At 34.0% G+C, this 25010-nt stretch carries 22 protein-coding genes; 5 read left to right on the forward strand and 17 right to left on the reverse strand.

All coding sequences use genetic code 11. The features are described from left to right. Positions 1 to 7 precede the first annotated feature (7 nt). Entirely contained in the window at positions 8 to 325 is a 318-nt protein-coding gene (locus ACUXVC_RS15110; protein ID WP_000991890.1) for a PadR family transcriptional regulator, read from the reverse strand. A gap of 206 nt (positions 326 to 531) precedes the next feature. On the opposite strand from ACUXVC_RS15110, the gene ACUXVC_RS15115 reads away from it, so the two are divergent. Genes ACUXVC_RS15115 through ACUXVC_RS15125 form a run of 3 tightly spaced genes read left to right on the forward strand, consistent with a single transcriptional unit; the run spans position 532 to position 3708 of the window. Further along, positions 532 to 1461, forward strand: coding sequence for an AAA family ATPase (locus ACUXVC_RS15115; RefSeq protein ID WP_069355829.1), 930 nt, complete (start codon positions 532 to 534; stop codon positions 1459 to 1461). Further along, a complete protein-coding gene (locus ACUXVC_RS15120; RefSeq protein ID WP_144465306.1) occupies positions 1458 to 2621 on the forward strand; it encodes a DUF58 domain-containing protein in 1164 nt (387 codons plus the stop codon). The genes ACUXVC_RS15115 and ACUXVC_RS15120 overlap by 4 nt, the downstream gene beginning before the upstream one ends. Further along, the gene (locus ACUXVC_RS15125) at positions 2596 to 3708 is read left to right on the forward strand and encodes a DUF4018 domain-containing protein (RefSeq protein WP_144465307.1); all 1113 of its coding nucleotides are present in this window, start codon (positions 2596 to 2598) and stop codon (positions 3706 to 3708) included. The genes ACUXVC_RS15120 and ACUXVC_RS15125 overlap by 26 nt, the downstream gene beginning before the upstream one ends. Before the next feature lie 56 nt (positions 3709 to 3764). On the opposite strand, the gene ACUXVC_RS15130 is transcribed toward ACUXVC_RS15125, so the two are convergent. Together ACUXVC_RS15130 and ACUXVC_RS15135 are read right to left on the reverse strand one after the other, a co-directional pair. After that, positions 3765 to 5222, reverse strand: a complete 1458-nt coding sequence (locus ACUXVC_RS15130; protein ID WP_001186932.1) for an MFS transporter — start codon at positions 5220 to 5222, stop codon at positions 3765 to 3767. A gap of 237 nt (positions 5223 to 5459) precedes the next feature. After that, positions 5460 to 6677, reverse strand: a complete 1218-nt coding sequence (locus ACUXVC_RS15135; protein WP_001286459.1) for an aspartate aminotransferase family protein — start codon at positions 6675 to 6677, stop codon at positions 5460 to 5462. 301 nt (positions 6678 to 6978) lie between these two features. Between ACUXVC_RS15135 and ACUXVC_RS15140 the strand changes: the two genes are divergently transcribed. After that, on the forward strand, positions 6979 to 8358 hold the full coding sequence (locus ACUXVC_RS15140) for a catalase (protein WP_000344192.1): 1380 nt from the start codon (positions 6979 to 6981) through the stop codon (positions 8356 to 8358). A 218-nt stretch (positions 8359 to 8576) separates the two neighbouring features. Here ACUXVC_RS15140 and colA read toward each other — a convergent pair whose 3' ends face one another. From colA to ACUXVC_RS15195, 11 genes are all read right to left on the reverse strand, one after another. Next, a complete protein-coding gene (gene colA / locus ACUXVC_RS15145) occupies positions 8577 to 11213 on the reverse strand; it encodes a collagenase ColA (RefSeq protein WP_095690646.1) in 2637 nt (878 codons plus the stop codon). Positions 11214 to 11717: 504 nt separating this feature from the next. Beyond that, positions 11718 to 12230 carry a hypothetical protein gene (locus ACUXVC_RS15150; RefSeq protein WP_446025734.1) on the reverse strand — a complete coding sequence of 171 codons (513 nt, stop codon included), beginning with the start codon at positions 12228 to 12230 and terminating at the stop codon, positions 11718 to 11720. A gap of 112 nt (positions 12231 to 12342) precedes the next feature. After that, positions 12343 to 14097 (reverse strand): adenine deaminase C-terminal domain-containing protein, encoded by a 1755-nt coding sequence (locus ACUXVC_RS15155; RefSeq protein WP_053564129.1) that lies wholly within the window; start codon positions 14095 to 14097, stop codon positions 12343 to 12345. Positions 14098 to 14466: 369 nt separating this feature from the next. Continuing rightward, positions 14467 to 15633, reverse strand: coding sequence for a serine hydrolase domain-containing protein (locus ACUXVC_RS15160; protein ID WP_446025735.1), 1167 nt, complete (start codon positions 15631 to 15633; stop codon positions 14467 to 14469). A gap of 258 nt (positions 15634 to 15891) precedes the next feature. After that, positions 15892 to 16398, reverse strand: a complete 507-nt coding sequence (locus tag ACUXVC_RS15165; protein WP_000843829.1) for a DUF3902 family protein — start codon at positions 16396 to 16398, stop codon at positions 15892 to 15894. 193 nt (positions 16399 to 16591) lie between these two features. After that, the gene (locus ACUXVC_RS15170; RefSeq protein WP_141241026.1) at positions 16592 to 17326 is read right to left on the reverse strand and encodes a signal peptidase II; all 735 of its coding nucleotides are present in this window, start codon (positions 17324 to 17326) and stop codon (positions 16592 to 16594) included. A gap of 15 nt (positions 17327 to 17341) precedes the next feature. Continuing rightward, positions 17342 to 18451: a DUF58 domain-containing protein gene (locus ACUXVC_RS15175; RefSeq protein WP_095690643.1), complete on the reverse strand. Its 1110-nt coding sequence runs from the start codon at positions 18449 to 18451 to the stop codon at positions 17342 to 17344. Then, positions 18448 to 19380 (reverse strand): AAA family ATPase, encoded by a 933-nt coding sequence (locus ACUXVC_RS15180; RefSeq protein ID WP_095690642.1) that lies wholly within the window; start codon positions 19378 to 19380, stop codon positions 18448 to 18450. The genes ACUXVC_RS15175 and ACUXVC_RS15180 overlap by 4 nt, the downstream gene beginning before the upstream one ends. Before the next feature lie 148 nt (positions 19381 to 19528). After that, positions 19529 to 19822 (reverse strand): putative quinol monooxygenase, encoded by a 294-nt coding sequence (locus tag ACUXVC_RS15185; RefSeq protein ID WP_000583805.1) that lies wholly within the window; start codon positions 19820 to 19822, stop codon positions 19529 to 19531. 38 nt (positions 19823 to 19860) lie between these two features. Beyond that, positions 19861 to 20499: a nitroreductase family protein gene (locus tag ACUXVC_RS15190; protein WP_095690641.1), complete on the reverse strand. Its 639-nt coding sequence runs from the start codon at positions 20497 to 20499 to the stop codon at positions 19861 to 19863. Positions 20500 to 20517: 18 nt separating this feature from the next. Beyond that, positions 20518 to 20946, reverse strand: coding sequence for a MarR family winged helix-turn-helix transcriptional regulator (locus tag ACUXVC_RS15195; protein WP_000204172.1), 429 nt, complete (start codon positions 20944 to 20946; stop codon positions 20518 to 20520). 265 nt (positions 20947 to 21211) lie between these two features. Here ACUXVC_RS15195 and ACUXVC_RS15200 point away from each other — a divergent pair, with 265 nt between their 5' ends. Further along, positions 21212 to 23155: an elongation factor G gene (locus ACUXVC_RS15200; protein WP_000207806.1), complete on the forward strand. Its 1944-nt coding sequence runs from the start codon at positions 21212 to 21214 to the stop codon at positions 23153 to 23155. Positions 23156 to 23202: 47 nt separating this feature from the next. Here the strand turns inward: ACUXVC_RS15200 and ACUXVC_RS15205 are convergent, their stop codons facing one another. The 3 genes from ACUXVC_RS15205 to ACUXVC_RS15215 all read right to left on the reverse strand — a co-directional run bounded on the left by ACUXVC_RS15205 (position 23203) and on the right by ACUXVC_RS15215 (position 24994). Further along, positions 23203 to 23868, reverse strand: coding sequence for an alpha/beta hydrolase (locus tag ACUXVC_RS15205; protein WP_141558569.1), 666 nt, complete (start codon positions 23866 to 23868; stop codon positions 23203 to 23205). Then, a complete protein-coding gene (locus tag ACUXVC_RS15210) occupies positions 23869 to 24336 on the reverse strand; it encodes an NUDIX hydrolase (protein ID WP_446025736.1) in 468 nt (155 codons plus the stop codon). 364 nt (positions 24337 to 24700) lie between these two features. Beyond that, entirely contained in the window at positions 24701 to 24994 is a 294-nt protein-coding gene (locus ACUXVC_RS15215) for a YfzA family protein (protein ID WP_000202084.1), read from the reverse strand. Between the last annotated feature and the right edge of the window lie 16 nt (positions 24995 to 25010).

Here is a 25010-nt window from a genome sequence, read left to right on the forward strand (position 1 = left end):
CTTCCATTCACTCCCCTAATATACTATTTCCATTCTTTACAGACCGCTGTAATCTGTTGTACTCCAGTTCCAGTACTTCTCTCCCAAACGGCGTTAACTCATAGCACTTCTTTCTATCTGTAGAGGCAACTTCAACAATTAATTTTTCTTTTAGTAATTTCGTCGTATTCCCGTATAACGTACCAGGACCGAGTTTTACTTCTCCATTTGTCATCTCTTCTACCATTTGCATAATTCCATAACCATGCATTGGCTTTACAAGTGACAATAATATGTAGTATGTCGCCTCAGTTAACGGAATATATTTTTGCGCCTTCGCATTCATTATAACTACCTCCGATACATCGTCTTATGATATATCGACTTACGATACATCGTATACCGATATTGTATAATCATATTCCAAAATATGCAAGCTTAATTTAATAATTAAATATCTATTTCTTTGAATTAAAAAATCATACTAATTTTCTGAATAATTTGTTAAAATATAGAAATATTAGCTCTTTTATACTGAAAGGAATGGTACATATGATAAATAAATTGAAAGAAAACATAGGATCTGTGTTTGTTGGTAAAGAAAATGTTATTGATCTACTGCTTGTTTCACTGCTTGCTGATGGACATGTACTACTCGAAGACGTGCCTGGTACTGGGAAAACGTTACTGGCGAAAACCATTTCAAAAAGTATTGGCGGTAGTTTTTCTCGTGTTCAATTTACCCCTGATGTACTTCCAAGTGATGTAACAGGTATTGAATACTTTAACCCAAAAACAAGTGAATTTGAGTTAAGAATTGGACCCGTTATGACAAACATTTTGCTAGCAGATGAAATTAACCGTGCAATGCCGAGAACACAATCTAGTTTGTTAGAAGCGATGGAAGAGAGACAAGTGACGCTTGAAAAACAGTCTACTCCTCTCCCAAAACCGTTCTTTGTTATTGCAACACAAAACCCAATTGAATCACAAGGGACTTTCCCTCTTCCAGATGCACAGCTTGATCGCTTTTTAATGACGATTTCAATCGGTTATCCAACTCCTGAAGATGAGTTACAAATGATGCGACGTTTTCGTAACGATATACCGCTAGAACGTGTCACACCTGTTATCTCTTTAGAAGATATATTAGAATCACAGAAACGAATAAAAGAAATTTTCATATCAGAACCGTTAGAACATTACATAATTAAACTTGCACAAGCTACTCGAAATCACGATTACATCGCTAACGGTGTAAGCCCACGTGCCACACTTTCTTTAGTGCGCGCAGTTCAAGCATTAGCCTTCTTACGCGGGAGAGAATATTGCACCCCTGAAGATATACAATTTTTAACTCCTTCTGTTTGGAATCACCGTATTGTCTTATCAATGGAAGGTGCACTGCGCACGACTAAAAATGATATAATGCAAAGTATTTTAAAAGAAGTTGACGTACCTGTGGAGATTGAGCAAGTATGAATGGACAGCGTGTTGTAACTGTACCTTTATTTTTTCAACTCCATATTATTCAACTAACTGTGCCAGGCGCTATACTATTTACGTTTTTTATGCCGCAACGAATTATAATGTTTCTCTTTTTCTCCTATTATTTATTTGCGATTTTCATTTATAAATATGTCGCTTACATAGAGAAAAAATTTGAAGTTATAAACGAGAGACAAACCACTCGGCTTTTCCCTGATGAATCTGGAAAGTTTTTTATTCATTTGAAAAACGGTGCACATATCCCTCTCGTTAATGGTGTTTGTTATTTTCATTTAGATTCGTCTCTTATACAGCATAAAGATCAAGGAATTGAACGAATGTCAAAAACTTTATTCTCTTTTCCATTTTCACAACCTGCACATTCGGCGCAAAAATGGGATTTAACATTAACCGCAACGAAACGTGGTGTGTTTCAAATTGAACAGTTCGAATGCGTTTTAAAAGATCCTTTTCATTTATTAAATGTACACTTACCTGTTTTCGATAAGTTAAAAACTGAAATTATTGTGTATCCTTCTCCTAAAGAAGTAGCAGGTTTGCAAGAACTTCAGCAACTTCTAACTGGTTCTTATCGAACTAATTTTTCTTTTTACAATGATGAAACATCTATTATCGGTGTAAAGCGATATGAGCGTGAGTCTTTCCGCTCTATTCATTGGAAGGCATCTGCTAAAATGCAGGAATTACAAGCGAAGCAATTTGAACCTGTAAAAAATTATAGTTGGACGATTTGTCTTTCTTTAGCTGCCGATCGTGGATTTGGTTGGAAAGATAATGTTGAAGATTTAATTTCATTCGCAACATACATTTGCCAATATGCAACGAAGCATCACATACCGTTTGAATTATTTATTAGTGTATTAGCAGAAGGTGGTGCATTACATTTATCGTTACATGAAGGGCAAACACAATATGCAAAAGCTTTAGAAGAATTAGCACGTATTTCAGATGATAGTACGTTACTTCCGAAACAAGGATTCCTTCATTATGTAACGAGAAAGAGAGAACGTTCGTCTACAATGATATACATTGGTTTACAGAAAAATGAACTCCCTCTTCTCTCACAGCCAACGTTCCTCATTAATAGCGAAGGGATGGTGGAATCGGTTGAAAACTTGGCTCTATCACGTTAATGACTTTATTTTGCTTCTCCTCCTTTCATTATTAACAGAAAGGGATGACCTTGTTGCTATTGCCATATTTTTAGCAACAGGCTATATAGGCGTATTTCTTATTCATAAATTTATGAATAAAAAAACAAACGGATTTGTCATACTGTTCATTACTCAAATAATTGGTTGTTCTTTCCTTCTCCCACTCTCTCTATTCGGCACAATTATGTTACCGCTTTTCTTCTTTATCGTACATGTAGTCGGACCAGGATATCCAGTTCAAAAATCGTTAGGCGGTATTGTTTGGTTTAGTATTTCAGCCATATTTTATGCGCCCTTTCCACCTTTGTGGAAGCTGTTACTATTAGTTATACACATTATGATTACATTTTGGTTAACTGGGGCAAATCGGAATCAACAGTTATTACGTTTCATTTCTATCATTACGATTGGTGTAATGAGTATAGTACTTGTTTTAGTTTTTCCTTTTATTCGTCTTATTTTTAGCTTTATCACAGAAGTAGTTGCGTTAGGAGTCGGTTATGTTATAAATCCATTTCTCATAGCAGCTGAATTGAAAGATACTGAAGGGGTTTGGGCAAGTAAAGGGCATCTCTTAAAACCTAAAATTGAAGACAATGGGGAAAAACTTCCTGATTTTGACCCCACACTCATAAATAGCATTACCATAATAGCATGTACAGCTATCGCTATTTACGTCGTTTGGAAAATAGTAAAAAAACGAAAACAATTCAGTTTACCAAATATGCCCGCCTTCGAATCTACTATCATTACTAATAAAGAAGGAACGAACCAAAATCGTTTTAAACGAAATAAACCGCCGCATAACGAAATTCGGAAGGAAATTTTCAAGCTAGAGAGTAAGTTAACCCCTCCTTTAAATAGAAAACGGGGAGAAACTGTTGAAGCTTGGCTAGAAAGAATAAATGATGAAGAAGATGTAAATATTCAAAGTGATATTATTATAGATGCTTATAATACGGTGCGCTATTCAAATGGTAAAAGCATTGTACTTCTGCATGAATTTAAGGAAGAGATTCATAAGCTTTATGCCTATCAGAAAAGTTTGAAGAAACGAAAGAAATAACGTAACAAAAAGACTCCTATATTCATAGGAGTCTTTTTATACTTCTACGTTGCTTTTTAAATGGAAGCATTCTTACCTGCTTCAATTTCTAATGACTCTTCATGCCACCAAAGTGTTTCTTCAGGGTCTTCTTTAGCGATTAGGTGTGCTTCTTTTTTCGTTTCTACTGTAGGATATGAACCTTTTAGCGCACGCCCTGAAGTCGTAACAAATAATACACTAAATACAACTAATCCAATAATACTTACACCCGTCAAATAAAATGCTGGCGCAAGCGGGTTACCAGTTGCATGAACTAAGTATGAACATACGAGCGGTGTTGTTCCACCGAATATCGATACAGAAATATTAAATGAAATCGAAAGTGCTCGATAACGTACATCAGTGAAAAAGAGTGATGGTAATAATGAAGGTAATGTTCCTTCATATACACTTAAGAAGAAACCTAGTACGAAAATACCTGCAAATATAGCTGCAATATGTCCGTTACCTATTAGTAAAAATGCTGGAATTGCAAATACAGTTAAACCAAGTAAACCAATTTGCACGACGCGTTTATTACCAATTTTATCACTTAATTTACCGAAATATAGTGCTAGTGGAATCATAAGTGCCATCGTAATAGAAATAATTAATAAGCCCGTTGTTTCTTTGACTTTAAGTACTTGAGTTAGATAAGAAGGAATATACGAAAGAATCATATAATTCGTAATATTAAAGAAGGCGACAATTACTGTGCTTAATAAGAAGTCTTTTTTGTGATATTTAATAATATCCATAAATGAAAATTGTTCATTGTCTTCAGATTCCTCTTGTGCTTTTTCCATCTCTTCAAAGATTGGAGATTCATCTAGATGACGGCGTAAGTATAAACCGACCAAACCAATTGGTGCAGCTACTAAGAACGGAATACGCCATCCCCAGCTGAGCATTTGCTCATCTGTTAACAATAACGTCAAAATGGTAACAATTACCGATGCAGCAATGTAACCTGAGAGTGTTCCAATTTCAAGACCACTACCGAGTATACCACGCTTTTTATCTGGAGAAGATTCTGCGATATAAACCATTGCTCCTGAATATTCGCCGCCTGTAGAGAAGCCTTGAATCATTCGGGCAACTAAAAGTAGTATTGGTGCCCATACACCAATTTGTTCATAGGTTGGTAGTAATGCGATGAATAATGTAGAAAGTGCCATTAAAATAATAGTAGTACTTAACACGATTTTTCGGCCGTACTTATCTCCTATTCTACCAAAGAATACACCTCCGATTGGTCGAACGAGAAAGGCTGCTGCAAATGTACCGAATGTAAGTACAAGTTGCAATCCACTATTATCAACACCTGAGAAGAATAATTGACTTAAGATAACCGCTAAATACGCGTATAATCCGAAGTCAAACCACTCCATTGCGTTTCCTATACCAGTAGCAATTACTGCTTTCCTGGCTTGTTTAGGATTGACAATATTAACGTCTTGAGGTTCAAAATTTAAATCATTATTTTGTTGCATATAATAAAACAGCTCCTTTTTAATTTAACTTCTTTAAGCACACCTTCTCTTATTGAATAAAATTAATTCGAAGCACTTAAGGAAAATTAACGTCTCCTTATCTGTTATTATTGTTTCATATAATTAATTATTTGTCCAATGAGATGCTCTCTAGGTTAAGTAATTTACTATTTTAAAAAGCTGAAGAAGCCGCTAAAATAGCGCCTTCTTCAGCTTTTTATATTTTTTTATATTTTTTTAAATACTTGCTGTAGCAGCTATGTTATGAATACAGGAAATAAACTCATAAGTGAATGCGTCAATTTCCTCTTTCGTAATAATATACGGCGGAAGTAATCGAATAATATTCCCTTGTGTTACATCGACTAACATCCCTTTATTCATTAACTCAATCTGTAATTTCTTCACATTTTCTTTCGTGTCATTCACACTTATCCCAAACATCATCCCCGCATGACGTACTTCCTGAATATAATAAGCATTTTCTTTCTGAATATCTTGCAGTTTGTCATTCAAATATAGTGACGTTTCATAAGCTTCTTGCATTAACCCATCATCAAGTAATGTATTTAATACAGTTAAACCTAAAGCTGTTCCCATTGATGAATGAGCAAATGTTGTCCCGTGATCTCCTGGTGAAAATACATCACATAACCTTTCACCTACAATAATTCCTCCTAGCGGTATCCCGCCTCCTGCTCCTTTACCAATTTGAATAATGTCCGGTGTGATATTAAAATTTTGATAAGCAAATAATTTTCCCGTTCGACCCATACCACTTTGAACTTCATCAACGACAAGAAGTACATTATATTTTTCACATAAATTTTGAACACCACGTAAATATTCATTTGATAAAGGATAAATCCCCCCGCTACCTAAAACAGGCTCTAGCATAATTGCAATTGGATTTTCTTTAATAATGGTTTCTTCTAATTGGTCTATATTCTCGCGCTCTACTTCATATACAGGAATAGATGTTTTAGGGAAATTTTGATATACCTTTTCTTGTCTCGTAAAATGCAGTGCCCCTAACGTCCTCCCGTGAAAACTATCTTTTAACACAACTACTCCATCACGCTCTTCATTCGCAATAAATCTATATTTATCAATTAATTTTAATGTCGTTTCTGTCGCTTCCGTACCAGAGTTTGTAAAAAAGACTTTTCCGCTTTTTAAAGTACAATCTACTAATTTCTTTGCATACTCAATTGCAACTGGGTTTAAAAAATGAAACGGTAAATGCAACGATTTCGCAACTTGCTCCATTGTCATTTGTACAATTTTAGGATGATTGTATCCTAATACATTTACTCCTACGCCAGAAAATAAATCTAAATACTCTTTACCATCTACATCATACAGTTTACACCCTTCTCCTTTTTCCATTGCAACCTCTGTACGACAATATGTAGACATCATATATTCTTTATCTAATTGAAACCAATCCGACATATTAAATTCCTCCTAGTTATTTTCCCTTTTTTAACGTTCATTCTCTATATAATCGTTTATAAATTAAGTTTTAAGATTGAAATTTTAATAGTGGTTTTCTTCCACCTTTTTAGTAAAACGTGTGCTTTCTCTTCCCGATATTCATTTTTCCATAATTTCTTCTATTTCAACAGGTCCACTACATATGTGTTTTTTTCATCTAGCGGTATGTTACTGCTTTGAACTGTGCGTGTCATACATAATTAAGGCTATAGAATCATATTTAGTAACAATGGACAAAAAAGATTTGGAGGCTATATCGATGGATGAAAACTATGATAAACAGGGGCAATCTATACTAGGGAAAGACTTTAATGAAAATGACGAACGTAATGAACAAGCTAAACTTCACTCTCAAACAGTTGGTTCACGTGGACCCGTACTAGAGCAAGATAGTGTACTGCATGAGTCATTACAAGAATTTATTCATGAAAAAATTTTAGAAAGACCTGTTCATGTAAAAGGATTTGGTGCGTTCGGTTATTTTCAAACGATATATTCGATGTCTGAACATACTAAATTAAGTTTTTTACAAAATTCTAATGAGAAAGTTCCTGTTATGGTGCGATTTTCGTTAGCTGTTAGTACAAAAGGAACACCGGATACTGCTAGAAATGTACGCGGTTTTTCTACAAAATTTTATACAAAAGAAGGAATTTTTGACCTTTTATGTAATCACATTCCTGTTTTTTCTGTTCGTGACCCAATGCGTTTCCCTGAAACGATTCAAGCATTATTGCCTTCACCTAAAAATAACTTAATAGACCCTAATAGATTTTGGAATTTTGTCGCTAAAGCACCTGAATCTATTCATTTTGTTGTCCGTTTATACTCTAATAATGGTACGGCCAAAAGTCTTCGCCACATTCCAGGACATAGTGTTAATACATATGTATGGAGAAATGCGGAAGGTAATCGAAAGTATGTAAAGTATCATTGGTACCCATTTGAAGGTGTACAGTACATTACTAATAAAGAAGCAATTAAACTAGCTGCTGAAAATCCTGATTATAGCGGGAAAGATTTATATGATGCTATTGAAAATGGTAAACCAGTGGAGTATGGTTTATACGTCCAGCTCATGGATCCGAAAGATGAAGCTTACCTATCTTATGATCCTTTAGATGACACAAAAGTATGGGATGAACAGGCGTATCCTCTCATACCAGTCGGGAAAATGGTATTAAATAAAAATCCTGAAAATTTTATGGAACAAGTAGAGAAAGTCGCATTCTCCCCTTCTAATTTACTGGATGGTGCAGAACTATCAGATGATAAAATGCTGCAAGGGCGCGCTAACATTTACAGTGATTCACAAAGAAGAAGAATTGGTCCCGAATTTCGCAAATTAACGATTAACCAACAGCAAGATTGGACACCCGCTAATCAAATTACAAGCGGTGATGGAAGGTACGTTGAAGGTAAACTTGAAAGAACTTCTATAACAAAACAGAATGACTTTACGCAGGCTGGTGAATTTTATACGAAGTTAAAACCGATAGAAAAAGAACATCTCGCTGAGAACTTAGCTAGTGATTTGAAAGTTATATCCGATGATATTAGGGAGATCGTTTTGGGGTATTTCAATCAAGTATCAACTGATTTGAAAACAAGCATTGAGACAGAAATGAAAGAGCATTAAGAAGATTAAAGTATTCTTTACGAATGAGAATTCAAATCTATATTAATTATTTTCTTGTCAAAATCCAATGAGATTATTTAATTTAAAAATATAAAGCCAATATATCCCTGTTCTATAATTAGAACAGGGATATATTGATATAGTTTAATTTTTAACATTACATACTTTATTTTGCTAAAAAATGCAATAAGTTTCCTTTCAAAATAAATTATAGTAAACTATTTTACTTGTACCGTATAATTCCCTGTTCCACCACCATACTTATATACACTTAAGTAATATTTCCCTGGCTTTGCATTATAATTTCCAAGCAATTTGTTTCCATCACGTTTTGTTGCATAAGCTACATAATTATTTAGATCTGATTCAGAATATAATACCCAGTTCAGTCCAAGATTTTGTTCGTTCGTAACAGAAATTTGTAAATCTTTTTGATCCTTTACATCAATAACAAATTTATCCCCCTGATCTTGATCACTCAAGGTTCCTCTTAACAAAATATTCAAAGATAGTGGGTTTGCTGTTTCAAATGAATTATTTGGTTCTTTTTCTACAGCCGTACCTTCTTCCGTATTCACTCCGCTAAACACAACATCATATTCATATTGCCCAGCATTATTTACACGGTAATTTACAAAATAAGCAGTCAATGTTTTATATCCAGTCCACTCTTTTCCTGAAAGACGTTTCAACATATCATTTGTTGCTTCATTCATCACTTTCCAGTCCTCAACTTCTCCTTTAGCCGCACTTCCTGTATATGTCCCCTGTAGTGTAAATGTATTAAAGAATTGTGATTTATTTTTTGTTACTTTCACATCTTTTAATTTCGCTTCATTTGTAATATCTGAAGTAATGTCGGAAAGCGATTTTGGATCATGCTGAGTTAAATACTCATCTGATACTTGTGGAATTGTATACTTATCGCGATTATCAATAAGCATTTGCATATAAGATTGATATTCTTCATTTAACTTATTATCTTTGCTTAATGTAGCACGGTATGCATCGTAACTTGAAACATCATTTGCGCGAATCAAATCATGCACTTTATCGAACATTTCAGGGCGCTTATTATACATATATGATTGCAGCGCAAACGAATAATTATAAAAATCCCACGTTCCATATTTCGCATTTAATGTTTGTGATGCTGTATAACGTTTTGCAGGATCATTAGATAACCCACCAATTATACTTTTTCGCGGTACTACACTATCTAATCGCGTTGCACCTGCAAAGAACTCTGCGTTTCCTTCTTCAAACCATGTTAAACGTTCATTTTGATACATTTCTCCTTGTCCCCATAATCCCTGAACTTCGTACCTTCCCTGTAAGTAGTGCGTAAATTCATGGCGGAATAATTCTTCCAAACTATAAATACTTTGCTCTGGTGTACGTTCATATGTAAAGAAAGTCCCTGTCCCTTCAATATAAATCCCACCATTATTCGTTTCATATCCGTACAGTTGACGATTAAATTGATACTCATCTGGGCTATTATAAATAACCATCGTTAACACATCATCAGCATGTCCACTTTCAAGTGGTTTATCGCTACCAACTGTACGATAAAATTGAGAACGCACTTCTTTTGCCGCCCAGTATAGACGTTTAATTTTCTCTTCGCTAACTTTATCCCCAGCTTTAAAGACAATTGCTCCATCATCAAACGTATACGTTTTCGGTAAATATTTCTTTTTACCCTCTTCTCGAATTTGATCTAAATTTACAGTTTTTCCGTTCGCATCTATTCCTCCATAATTTGTAGTAATTTGTTCTGCCGCAACAAAGTATTGCTCTCCTAAATATGGATAAATTCGCATTGCATCTGTAACAACTTGTTGTCCTTTTGTCGGCGTGCTATGAAGCTTGCCCAATCGTCCAGCATAGTAAATCCCATTATTAATTAACCATCCGTTTTTATTTGTTACTGTACCAAGTAGTGCAAAACGATTTACTTCATTAATAAAGTTATCAATATTTCGAAACCACATCGTATCTTTTGGCTCTTTTCCAGTCGTGTACATATCCGTCTGAATATCAAAGTCAATTCCCTTCATCAACTCATATATAGCGTCTCCTTTTGTTCTGTCTTCAATGAAAGTTGCAAGATTATCATTATATTGTTTAAAAATTTCACCTGCATATAAAACCGTTTCAACATCTGCTGATGCATTTCCAATTAATTTTCCATATGATGCAATTACTTTATTTTGTTCTGATGTACCAAGTTTGAAATTTGGATTTTTTGCAATTGTTTTTAAAGCTGGTAAACATTTATCATGGTAGCTACGCTCATTTAGTTTGCTTAATTCATCATGGTAAAAACCTAAATAAAATGCTGCACGTAGAGCTTCTACTAATGTTTCAATCCCTTTTGAATCATCTTTCGTATAAGCTTGTCCTTGTTCTGCTAGTTTATTAATAATTGCTTGCATTCGACTATCATCTTGATAGAATTTAAGACTATCACTATTAAACTGAAATAATTCTGGAATTTGATACCATTTAATTGTCACAAGAAGATCAGTTAATTGTTTATTATTTAATTGATTTAACTCAGCCATTGAATACTTTTTTTCTTCAGCTAACGGTTTAATATTATCGTTTAGTGCTAGTGGACGCTGCGATAAATCCGCTAATTTTAACCGTTTTGTAAAAGATGCATTTTCTTGTACTTTTGAAGGGTGCGCCAATTCATCAACAGATTTCTGTATTCCTACCGGCTCCATTTGTAATACGTTCTTCACATTTTTCTCTTTTGTCTCTGCTTGAATTTGCAAACCATTACATGTTATTGTCACTAGTCCAACACCAAGAATCCACTTAGAAATTTTCGAATATTTAACCATACCATTGCCCCCTAATAATTTAAAAGAAAATTCAGAATTTTTAAACCGAAAACCTACTTATTTGTATGTATTTACAGTTCCGCTATAAATACAACTATGATTAATAATGCAATAGTAGCTTGTTTTATACTATTACGAGTACAGATTCCTTACATACAATCTCCCTTCCTTACATGTAATACAAGCAAAAACTGTGCCAATCATATTTCTTATGCATGGCCAATATTCTTTTATAAATACTGTAGAATAAAATATACATAGGTGGTTCGGCAATGTATAAATCATTTGACACAAAATCTAATGTTTATGAAGAACAAATTCATTGAATGTTATAAGTTCATTAGCCAGTACATAATTTCCAACTAAAAACATCCCCAATTTTTAAATCTCTCAAAAAAAGGTAAACAATCATATTCCATAAAGCTAATATGTTCGTTTACCTTTTTCTATTTCAAATCAACAGCAAAATATCATTGAATAAAAACAGCATGAATACGTATTTTGTTATTCATTTCTCTTTTTCATATAATCTTTTTCACATTGCAAAGGCTTGAATTTCACTTTTTTCCCTTTCTTCTTTTTCGTTTTTATAACGAGCCATTCCCCTTTTTCAACGTCTAGTTTTAGGCGTTTCATTACATTGATAATATCTTTTTCTTTATAAAGTAAAAATGCTTCTCGCGCCCTCACAAATAAGCTGGGCTGTTCGCTAAATCCACCACTATCATAAATTTTAGTTAGCGAATTATAATAAGAATCATTTTCCTTTCCACCATACATCAAATGGGCAGCCTCCAGATCTCTTTTACTTACTTCCCAAAAACTATGTTCATCAATATTTAAATTAAATGTGGATTTAATGTCCTGTATTTTATTCTTCACATACTTTTCATCTCGAACTTTTCTTTCTTCGAGACAATCCGAAGATAACCTTGGTGCATCTGATTGGGAATGTACAACGTGTTGTATCGATACACACAGAATAAATATGCTTAAAATGTAAAATATTTTTTTCATATTTACATATCACCTCAAATGATTTAGATACTATATCATTTGAGGCTTACAATATTCTTATACTAATAATATAAAAGGCCTTATAATTTAGACTATTATAGGGCCTTTCCTTTTAATATTGCTTTATTAAATTCACCGGCGAAGCCAGTACCTTACTACTTTTTACATCATATAATCCTATAGGTGTTACTCGTATAAAAGGCAAGTGCGTCGCAGAAAAGAATAAAATTGTAAATGCTGGATCATCATACGCGTAGCCACGCTCTTGTAGTAATTTCACCATCTGTTTCTCTTCCTGTATTAATTCACTCATTTTTAAATTAGACATAATCCCGAGCAATGGTAATGCTATTTCGTGTAACACTTCATTGTTTTCTGCTACGACCATTCCACCACCGAGCTCTTTTACTCTACGAAAAGCTGTAAGCATATCTTCTTTACTTTTTCCAATGAGAATCATATCACCTGTGCCGGAATAAGAACTAGCAAGACCACCTAATTCTTTCGCAAAACCTTTTACAACTGTATTTACTCGCCAAGTACCATCACGAGCAATCATCATGAGGAAGCATTCATCATGATCTGTGGATAATTCATCACAGTCTATATTGATTTCACTAGTATATGGTTTTGTAATAACGTTATTTAACAAGTGTATCCCCGTTTTATTAGAGAAAATCATATCCTCTTTTTCTATTGACCAATCTAATGATAATGGAGTTACTTTATATTTACTCCAGTCTATATGTAATGCTTCATGCGTATTTACACCGTCACGCTTCACCCATTTCCCCTTTGCAAGGACACTAATTGGTACTGGGTTTTCTTTACTTTCTAAAATATTGATATTAGCAATTCTACCTGTCGCAATCGAACCATGTACATGTTCCATATTATAATAGCGAGCAATATTATAACTTGCCATATGGTATGCATCTATTACTGGCACTCCTTGTTTTATCGCGGTAGAAATCATTACGTTTGTCATTCCATTTTCATAAAACGAAGGATGTGAGCCGTCTGTAGTAAGTATAAATCTATCAAACTGTTTCACGCCTAATTCCAACAATTCTTTTAATAAAACTTCTAAATCCGGTCTAATGGAAGAATTTCTAAGAGAAACGGTGTAACCTTGCATAAGACGAGTGAAAGCTTCCTGCCCTGTCATCGCTTCATGATCACAATCTGTACCTAACAGTTTTAACTTCGCTAAAGTCGTTTCAGATGCACCCGGAAAATGGCCTTCTACTTTCTTCTGCAATCGCTTCGTTTCCTGCACCCAAGTTAACATTTCATCATCACCATGTAATAATTTTGGCCATGCTGTTAACTCCCCACCTTGAAGAACAGCTTCTTGTTTCAGCCATTCTATTATTTCTTTACTATTAAACAAAGATTCCCCGTTTTGCAATTCAGTCTGTCCATCAAAACGGCACCACCAATACATAGTAGCTGGAATCTTTTTAAATTCCTCTAATAAACGAAATGATTCTTCACGTTTTAATGTGAAAAATAGAGTTAAATTATCATTAATAAAAGTCGTTGTCCCAAATTGCATCGCATGATTTGCTAGCGTCTCTGGGTTATACAACTGATATGGATGTGCATGCGGTTCTATGTAACTGGGAACGACATACTTTCCATCACAATCAATGACTTCACATTTATATAGTTGCTCTGGCAACTTTTCTCCTACATATATAATACGGTCATCATAAATCCAAATATTTGCTTGCATCCATTCACGTATATAGGAATTTAAGTATGTTGCATTCTTTAATAATTTGTGTGGACTTCTTGTACCGTCTATTATTTCTACATGTTCTCGTAATTGCTTGTTACTCCATCTAAACTGATTTTGTCCCAATGTATTTCACTCCAAATCAATTTACTTTTTTATTAAAACAAAATAATTAACAAACTAAAGTATTATCCATTCATAACTCCCCTGTATAGCCCCTATACCTCTCATTATATGGAATACTCTCAAAAATAACAATTTTCAAAACAAACAACACCTCTTTGTCCCACAACAAAAAGGATGTCATACAACTGACATCCTTTTTATACTAAACTATAAGATTGAATTGCACTTTGAAATACACTTGTATCATATTTATGTTCTACATATACTTAATACCATATTATGAATGTTAATACTGTCCTTATTTGTGAAATTTAAAAAGCATCTCTTTTATTTACAGCTATTGCAGAAACCTATTCGCTTTTTCTTCATCTATTTATTAAATTCAACTTGCATCATTTTATCAAACTGTGTAAGAATATCAACCGGACCTAAAGAATTAACATTGACAGCAAATGTATGCTTGCCTCCAATTACTCCACCAGCAAAAGTCATAAACCCAGGAATTGATCCTCCGTGCCCCCATACTGAGACACCATTTGGAAGTTTAGTCTCATAGATTCCAAGACCATATCCATCCCCAACCCCTTTTCCTTCTACAGGAACTGTAGTAAGCATTTCTTTTAGCTCGCGTTCCTTCAGTAACTTACCACCGAGTAAAGATGAAAAGAATTTGTTTAAATCATCCGCATTAGAAATCATATCTCCAGCTGCATTAGCTAAACTCGGATTATAATACGTAATGTCTTTCAACTCGCCTGTTCCTTCCATTTTCACATATCCACGAGCATGATTCTTTCCTGGGATGACGGGTGAATTTCCTGGTAAAAACGTATTTGGCAAGTCCAGAGGTTCAATAATTCGCTTTTCAATTTCTTCCGCATAACTATTACCAGTTATTTTTTCAATAAGCATTCCCAATATTACATATCCTGTGTTTGAATACAACCAGTCTTTGCCCGGCGAGAAATCTGGAGGCAGAGAAAGACCTATTTTCACTATTTCTTCTGCTGTATACGTTTTTTTCGAATTCATTACGTCAGCGTCTTTTGACTTTAAATATTCAGCGATACCACTCGTATGATTCAAAAGTTGTCGTATCGTAATTTGATTTCCATCATACCCATTTCCTTGCACGAGACCCGGCAGCCACTTTTCAATTGGATCGTCAAGTTGTACGCGATTTTCTCCTACTAATTGAAGAACAGTCGTGGCGGTAAAAGTTTTCGTCACACTACCAATCCGAAAGCGAAAATCCGATTTCACCGGTTTCTTTGTAATTAAATCCGCCACGCCAGCAATATAACTATTAACTTTCCCTTTATTAGACGTCTTAGCTAATACCCCTGGTGCCCCAATTTGTATTGTTTCCTGCATTACTTGTTTCCATCCATTCCGATTCTTTTGATTAGGTTCTTGTGACGAATTAGAAATATTTTGAGTAGACTCTGCTTTCACAGTAAAACCAGGTGTAAATAGAGTAGTACCCGCTAATAAAATTGCTAAACTTGCCAACTTAATTTGATTACGTGTTTTCATAAGGCTTTCTCTCCTCTATTAATATCGTATTGATTCAAGCTATACTTTCATCCTATACGATAAACCTCTCTTTTTTCTTATTCATTCCTTACAAAATACTTACGTTTAAATTTAAATAGGGTAAACTGAGGTAGAGTTATGCATGCAAATAAAAAGAGAACATGTTTTCACTTTTTATGTAAACATGTTCTCATAAACATTTAAAATTCTATATCAGCTTTTCATCCTATTCTTTACACAACTAATCTAAATTCCTTTTTACCAGCCTGCACTAGCATTCATACCATTTCCAATAATAGAAAGTAATAACGGCCATAATACTGGTCCTAATGTAAGAAATACATTTAGAAGTATGAGCATTCTATATCCAACGGTGAAATTGTGATTTTTACGATTAACAAATACTAAACTGATTAATGATATTATAGTCGTTAAAAATAATACTAACATTAGCAACCAATACCACACCATTAAACTAAGACTCCATGGTGTTAATAGCTCATGTATGATGCAAAATGAGATTCCTAATACTGCAAAACTAAAGCTAGTCACCGCTGTTTTTATAAGCCATTTATTTAATTTTTTATCGTATGTATTTTTACAGTATAAATCTATTAAAGTATATAAAGATAAATATGACATTAATACGCCTATCCAAGATAATAACCAATCACCGTCCCCTTGAAATAATAAGAACAGCAACCAACACATACCTACTGCTGAAAAAACAAAGGAAATAAGTATGCTTTTTAATACCGATTTCATTACATTTTCACACCCTTAAAAAATCAAAAATTAATTATAATTTATAAAAATTAAGTATAGGTTAACATGTAATGAAGTATAAGTAAATAAAGTTAATTTACAGTTAATTTCATTTTCTTATTTGAAGGCAGTTTTATATTTGAAAATGATTCATGATAATCAAATTTCTATACTAAAAAGTAAAGGTGGATATTTACATATCCACCTTCCCATCTCCCTCTACCCACTTCATTATTTTTTCCACATCTAACTCCGTATACGTCTTTTCACCATAACGAACAGACTCATATAGCGAAGTAATATTTCTCGTTCTACTAATTCTTTTTAACCACTGTTGCATCGTTTCATAGGATCTTCTCTGTTCATGAAATGGTAATGTTCTTTCCCATTCAACTAACGTTTTTCTTATCGTATCTGTCGGTAACGGCTGTTCAAACTGATGCTTCACTTTCTTGTTCTTTTCAGTTCTATCCGTGTTTTCTTTTGTTATCGATTGTTTATCCTGTTGTATTTCTGATTTCGTTACCTTTTTCCTCATTAATTTATAAAAAACATATAGAATAACCACTGCAATAATTACATAAAAAACGACACTAATCCATGAATTTGAAAGAACAGAAAACACATCAGTCCATGAATTTTTTCGTACAAAAAGTGGAATTTTCCTATCTATTTTTGTTCTTGTATCTACAACTCCTGTTTCTTCATCTATAATTCTTTCAGGTTCATCAAACTGTGAGTCTACACTAGTAAAATCATAATTTCTTTCTGATATTGTCTCCGTCTTACTAGAAAAAAGCCCTTTTACTATGTCTTGTACATGCACAACACCTTGTGAAAACGTTATCGCACTAACCGTAAAGAAAAGTAGTATTAATACTCTAACACTCCACAACTTTACTTCCATATGTCTCTCTTTATTAACCATGACATAAACCCCTTCTTATTCTTTAATTACAACCCATTTATTCGTTCTGGTGTATTTCCTTGGGGAAGTACCAAGAATTAAAGGAACTGCATCCAATTCTTTTCGACGAAAGCCTGCTGTGTAAAAATAAGTGGAAGATACAGGAGTATCTTGGTCCGATATTGAGGCAAGTACTTTTAATATATTTTGCAAATGTTTCCGATTATCCCCATTTTTTATATGTAGCAAACCGTTATCTTTTACACTATTGATCCATACTTCAAACGAACAGTTTTGCATAAGAAGTTGTTTGCATATACCTGCTGTTAATTCAATTAGTTCCTCTGTATCATTTCGCAAAGAAATACCGCTTTTATTTTGCAAGTTGAGGTAAATCGCGTATTTATCTGATTGCGTTCGCTCGTACTTTTTCGCAGTTATCGTCCCTGTTTTCGCTGTTGCACTCCAGTGGATAGAACGAAAATCTTCATTTTTATAAGACTTTACTCCCATTACTTTCGTTTCATCATATAAGGGTGATGACATCGCTTTTCGAAATCCTCGTGACCATTCTTGTAATTCAGGAACTTGTATTTTCGGAACAGCTGGTAAGACTAAATAGGAGGGCGTATCAACTTGTTTATATGTGATATGGTTCGTTATAAATCCAAAGAGATCAGTAATAACAATTTCAACCTCTTCCCATTTCGCAATGCCTCTTTTTAATGCCACAGCTTGTAAATCAAATGAAACTGACTCTCTTCCTTTTAAATTAAAATTCATATAATAATTTGAACCTGTACTATTATTTTTATTTATTTCATCATGATTCCAAGTTATCTTATTTTCACATTTAAATCGGAATACAACATTAAAAATAGGGAAAATTGATTTGTTTGAAATTTTTATTTTGCACCTGTTCGTTTCACCGATAAAAACATTCGAATTTCCTTGATCGTATTCCCAGTTAACACGAGATACTTTACGTATATAAACATGCATAGCACCTATTAAAATTACATATAAAAATACGAGAGATAATATGAGTAGATTACTTGAAAATACACTTAAAATAACGGCTACAACTGACATAACTCCTATTACGAAAGGCTCCGCTAAAGGTGTATACACAAGTTGTTGATTCATCGTACATTCTCCACCGGCACATTAATCGTATGAAGAATTTCTTTCATGATTTGTTCTTTTGTTGTTTTCATCTCCCCTTCAATTGTCAACGTTAAACGATGAGCGCATATAGATGCAGCAAGTATCTTTATATCATCTGGCGTACAGTAATCTCTTTCATTTAATATAGCCCGTGCTTGAATCGCTCTCATAAATGCCAACGTCCCCCGCGGACTTACACCAATTTCAATTAGCTCATGCTTACGCGTTGCCTCAATAATTTCAAGAAGATAATCTTGCACATCATTTCCTACTAACACTTCTCTTGCACGTTTTTGCATCATAATAATTTCTTCACTTGAAATAATAGAGTGTAATGTTTCTAACGGATCATTCGTTTGAAACCGATTCATCATTTCCTTTTCAGCTTCTCTCGTAGGATAACCTTGGCGAATCGTAAGTAAAAATCGGTCTAATTGAGCATCAGGTAAAGGAAATGTACCAGCAGATTCAAGAGGATTTTGCGTTGCAATTACTAAAAAAGGTTCTGGTAATGAATGCGTCTGTTTCGCAATTGTAACAGTACGCTCTTCCATAACTTCGAGTAACGAAGATTGTGTTCTCGGTACAGCCCGATTAATTTCATCCACTAATACTATATTTGCAAAAATAGGACCTAACCTCGTTTTAAAATCCGATTCCTTCACATTAAAATATTCAAGACCAATAACATCTCCGGGCAAAGTATCCGCTGTAAATTGTATTCTTTGAAATTTTGCGTCCACGCTTTTAGCCAAACTTTTCGCTAGTGTTGTTTTTCCTGTCCCCGGTACATCTTCTAATAAAATATGTCCTTTTGCTATTAGAGCAATGGCTGCAAGTTCTATGGATTCATCTTTTCCTATAATAACTTTCGAAATATTATTAGTGATTTTCTTTAAAATGTTCATATATTTATCCCCCGTCTTCGCTTATTCAGAAAATTAAGAATTATTATTTTCCAAATTATAACACATACTGATAAAAGTAAATATATTCCTGTAAAAATAAAAAAGATGACCTTAGCACTATAAGCTAAAGTCATCTTTTTCTATCTCATTATTTTACTAACTCTCCATTATAAGCTTTTATATTAAGCGGAGCAGTTAAAAATTGTGCTGCTTTACTAACGAAAGATGTGAAGTGTTCACTCGTATTATGGCTCGCAACTGCTGCTTCATCTTTCCACACTTCTACCATCGTATAAACACTTTCTTTTTCTGTATCTTTATATAAGTCATAAGATACATTTCCACTTTCTTCTCTTGAACCGTGAATGAGTGGCTGAATTTCTTCTAAAAATGCTTGTTGTTTTGCTGGATCTACTTGAAATATTGCGTGAATAATAATCATGGTGTTTCCCCTTTCATATTCCACTTATTTCTTTAAAATTACTTCCACTCTGCAACTTTTTCAATTGGAAGACGTACTGATTGGTAACCACTGTCAGCAGCTTTTCCGATTGAAATTAACATAACTGGTACGTGACGGTCTTTATCTAGTCCGAAAGCTTCTGCGATTTGATCTTTCTCAAATCCACCAATTGGACAAGTGTCATAGCCGTGAGCACGTGCTGCTAACATAAATTGCATCGCTACAAGACCACCGTCAATTAATACAGTGTCTTTCATTACTTCTGGTGTAACCATTGAAAAGTAACCTGAAAGTTTTTTCATTTGATCTTCTTTTACTTCAGCTGGCATAAGTCCGCGCTCTACTGCTGTACCATAAATTTCTTCTGCGTTATCAAAGTTGTTTAAGTCACCGAATACAGCGATCATTGCTGAAGATGTTTCTACTTGAGATTGATTGAATTTCGCAAGTGGTGCAAGTGTTGCTTTTGCTTCGTCACTTTCAATCACAAGGAATCTCCATGGTTGCATGTTTACTGAAGATGGTGCAAGTGTTGCTTCTGTAAGAATTTCTGTCATTTCTTCTTTGCTAATTTTCACTGAAGGGTCGTACTTACGAATTGAACGACGTCCTGTTAAAATTTCGTTAAAATCATTTGTTTTTACTGAGTTAGTCATAGTTGTATTCTCCCTTTTTTATAATTCTTTTATATTTTCTTGAATGTGGTTTAACATATTTAAAAGATTGTCGCGTTCTTCTTCACTTAATCCTTTAAATGCAGATGCTGCAAAACGTTCTTTTTCCTCTTGAAACGCTTGAATTTTATTTCGTCCCTCTTCAGTAAGAGAAACTAACGTAATTCTGTTATCATCTGGATTTTTACGTCTTACAATCATTTCATTGGCCTCAAGCTGCTTTAAATGCCTCGTTATCGCAGCATTATCAATATTCACTTCTTGCTGAAGTGCTTTTTGACTAATTTCACCTACTTCATATAACTGAAGTATAAGCTCTAATCGAGACTGGCTCATACCCGTACACCCTTCAAATTTCGAACTTACTTCTTTATTTAGAAAGTGTAATTTATATAAAATAATCGCTTCTTTTGAGCATGAACTTGTCAAATTACCCCTCCTTTACAATCAAAATGAAAACATTTGATGTATCAATAGTTGATATGTCAATTAATATAATCTATATCGATTTAGAATGCAAGCATTTTGTTTTCATTTTATTTTTTCCAAATTAAGGCGCTTTGTAGCGTTACAAATAATGTTAATTGCACTATAATAATACTAATTTAAAGAACTGGAGAGTGATTGATAATGCGGCAATACACAAATAGAAATGAGGAAATGAAAATGGAAAATGAAATGAGGATATTGATATATGACAACAATAAATATAGGGATTGTCGCGCACGTAGACGCTGGCAAGACGAGTTTGACTGAGCGTATTCTTTATGAAACGAATGTGATTAAAGAAATTGGCCGAGTAGATAGTGGTAATACACAAACTGACTCAATGGAATTAGAAAGACAACGCGGAATTACGATTAAAGCATCTGTCGTTTCTTTCTTTATTGATGATGTAAAAATAAATGTCATTGATACACCTGGACACGCTGATTTTATCGCTGAAGTGGAGCGATCATTCCGCGTTCTAGACGGTGCGATTTTAGTTATCTCTGCCGTTGAAGGTGTGCAAGCACAAACAAAAATTTTAATGCGAACATTACAGAAACTAAACATACCGACAATTTTATTCGTTAATAAAATTGATCGTAGTGGAGCAAACACTGAAAAAGTTATGAAACAAATAAAAGAGGTTCTTTCAAATGAAGCATTCCCCTTCTACTCTGTTCTAAACGAAGGAGCGAAAGAAGCCCGGATCATTGAATATAAATCATATGACGATTGTATGGAACTGTTAGCACCATTTAATGAATCATTACTTGAGTCATATGTAAATAACGAAATAATACCGGACGCACTATTAAGAGAAAAACTAGAACAGCAAATACAGCAAGCAAGTGTGTATCCAATCTTTTTCGGTTCAGCAATGACAGGTATAGGAGTAACAGAACTACTTGACAAACTTCCGGCCCTAATGCCGGCTCTTACATCGGCACAAGAGGAACCATTATCCGGTGTTGTTTTTAAAATTGAACGTGAACCTTCTGGAGAAAAGGTTGCTTATATAAGAGTTTTTTCAGGTAGCTTACATGTTAGAAAATATGTTGATATACAGCGCGATGAGTCTCTACCACATAAAGAAAAGATTAAAAAAATGTGTATGTTTCATAGCGGAAATGCTGTTCAATCTACTATCGTTCCTAGCGGAGAATTTTGCAAAGTGTGGGGACTGAATGATATAAAAATTGGTGATATTATTGGTGAACGTACGGATTATATAAAAGATATTCACTTTGCCGAACCACAAATGGAAGCTTCCATTGATGCAGTATCAAAAGAAAGAATTCATGATTTATACGCTGCACTTATGGAGCTATGTGAAGAAGATCCACTTATTAAAGTGTGGAAAGATGATGTTCATAATGAACTATACATTCGCCTTTTCGGTGAGGTACAAAAAGAAGTAATTGAAACAACACTTTATGAGAAATATAATTTGCAAGTTACTTTTTCAAATACGCGAGTTGTATGTATCGAGAAACCAATTGGCTTAGGCAATTCTGTTGAAGTAATGGGTGAAAAAGAGAATCCATTTTACGCAACAGTCGGATTCAAAGTTGAACGTGGTGAACTTAACTCTGGCGTAACATATCACTTAGGGGTTGAACTCGGATCACTACCTTTAGCATTCCATAAAGCAATTGAAGATACGGTATTTCAAACGTTAAAACAAGGATTATATGGATGGGAAGTTACAGATATTATCGTCACGTTAACACATACTGGTTATGCTAGTCCTGTTACAACAGCAAGTGACTTTAGAAATTTGACACCGATCGTATTAATGGATGCTTTAAAGCAAGCTGAAACATATGTATATGAACCAGTAAATGAGTTTGAATTAACTGTACCGGAGCACGCAATTAGTACTGCAATGTATAAACTCGCTGCCGTTCCAGCAACTTTTGCAGAGCCTATATTCCATTACAATTCTTATCAGTTAACAGGATCATTACCTGTTGCGAAAACAGAGAGTTTCAAACGAATACTACATTCATTTACAGAAGGAGAAGGCATATTTACAACGAAGCCAGCTGGTTTCACAAAGCTTATGGCTCCCTTCCCTACTCGAAAACGTGTTGATTATAATCCGCTGAACCGAAAAGATTATTTGCTTCATGTGTTGAAGGCTTATTAAAAGTAAAAGAGGTGCAATTCGCACCTCTTTTTGCATGTATTGATAAGTTATTTTTTCCTAACAACTTCTTTAAGCTTTTCTATTATATTTGCTATCGCTTCAATTGAATTCTCTGTTTCATATTCCCCAACATTTACAGAATGATTTGCATTTTTGAAAACGTCGATCGTTAAATTCGTTTTATATAACTGATCAATTTGATTTGCATTATAATGGTGATCTTTATCCCCAATAACTAAAAGCCCTTCGTGACTACTATGTAAAATAGAATCAAAAATAGATTCAAAAGTTAGTAAAGGTGTAAGTACTATCATTTTTGACTGTAAAAAATCGTCTCTCCTCATTAAATCATTTGCAATCGGAATTGTTCCGAGTGATTTCCCTAAAAACAAAGTCTCGTTGTATTGCTCATCTTTTAATACTTCTTTCATTATAGGATGAATATCATCCATCATTACTTTCGTTACTTCTTCCATTGGTTTATTCATTAATTGTCCATCAAAGGAATAATGAATATGTATAACATCTATTTTATGTTCAAGCATTAACATCGTTGCATAATAAAATAACGGTTTATCGTAATTGTATCCTGAACCTGAGAACATAAAGCAAATCCTACTAGAACCTTTTTCGATATGTGTGTAACGAATTACTTTATCATCTATATGTATTTCTTTTTTAGTCCCCTTCACCCTTTTCCCCTCCGAATACATTTAATTTTGTAAAACGATATGTTCTGTATGAACTGCTATATCCTTTACTTTCTCTTTTATAAATGCAGGCTGTAAGTTATATGCATCTAACTCTTCTACCGGCACCCACTTAAACAAATACGTTCTACCCTCTTCTTCCAAAATATATTGATCCGCTCCATTCGCAGGTAATTCATGTAGCTCTACTTCATAATAAAAACTAATCTCATGAAACTTTCGCTCAGAAAGTGTAAAGAAATTTTCTACTGTCCATATTAATCTCTTCTCTTTCATAGGAACAGCTAGTTCTTCTGCAAGTTCTCGTTTTAACGCAGCTTCACTATTTTCTAGCATTTTCACTCTTCCGCCTGGTACGTACCAAAAATCTTCACCGTCACCTTGCAGAATAAGTATTTTATTATCCTGTTTACAAATTGCTCCGACTCGGTAGTTAAAACATGTTACCTCTACTTTGAACGTAAGATCCACAACGATTGCCTCCTATACTTTATTTAAAAATCGCTATAAAACTATTATGTATGTATCGTACAAATAAGATTACTAAATTTTTCTAGTTCGTTCAATAATTTTCGAACTTTCCAAAAATAATACACATCATTTGCCATCACAAGTATAAATACATATGTCACAATTACTGCGCACACTTTTGAAGCATTATGGGGGATGAATGCATCTATCTCAACCAATATACAAAACTGAAAAATCAAATATTTTTTAAGAAATCATTGTAAAAGATAAAGTGAAACATCAGTAAGTGGAGTTTTTATCCTTTTCCTGTTATTTTTAAATATAGTTAAGACATTATTAAAAAGACGCAAGGTCAACTTATGTGCTAATTAATTCTTTTTCTAGAAAAAGCGTCTTTTATTGCACTTGTTACTACATTTAGGAATAATAAAATAGCCATAACTGCCGTTAGTACATTAAATTGCTTTGTTTTATAAGGAGCGAACCATTCCGTAAAGAACTCTGAATTAACGAGACGATCCCCAACTCCTCCTTCCTTGAAGTTCGGTATCCACGAATTCATGTCAAGGATGATAAAAATTAGTTGCATAACGAAAAATGCTCCAATAGTTTTCAGCCAATTTCGTATTCGACTAGGACGCTCTTTTTTTGATGTCATTTAAACCATCCTCCTT

Source organism: Bacillus sp. N6 (assembly GCF_052805735.1).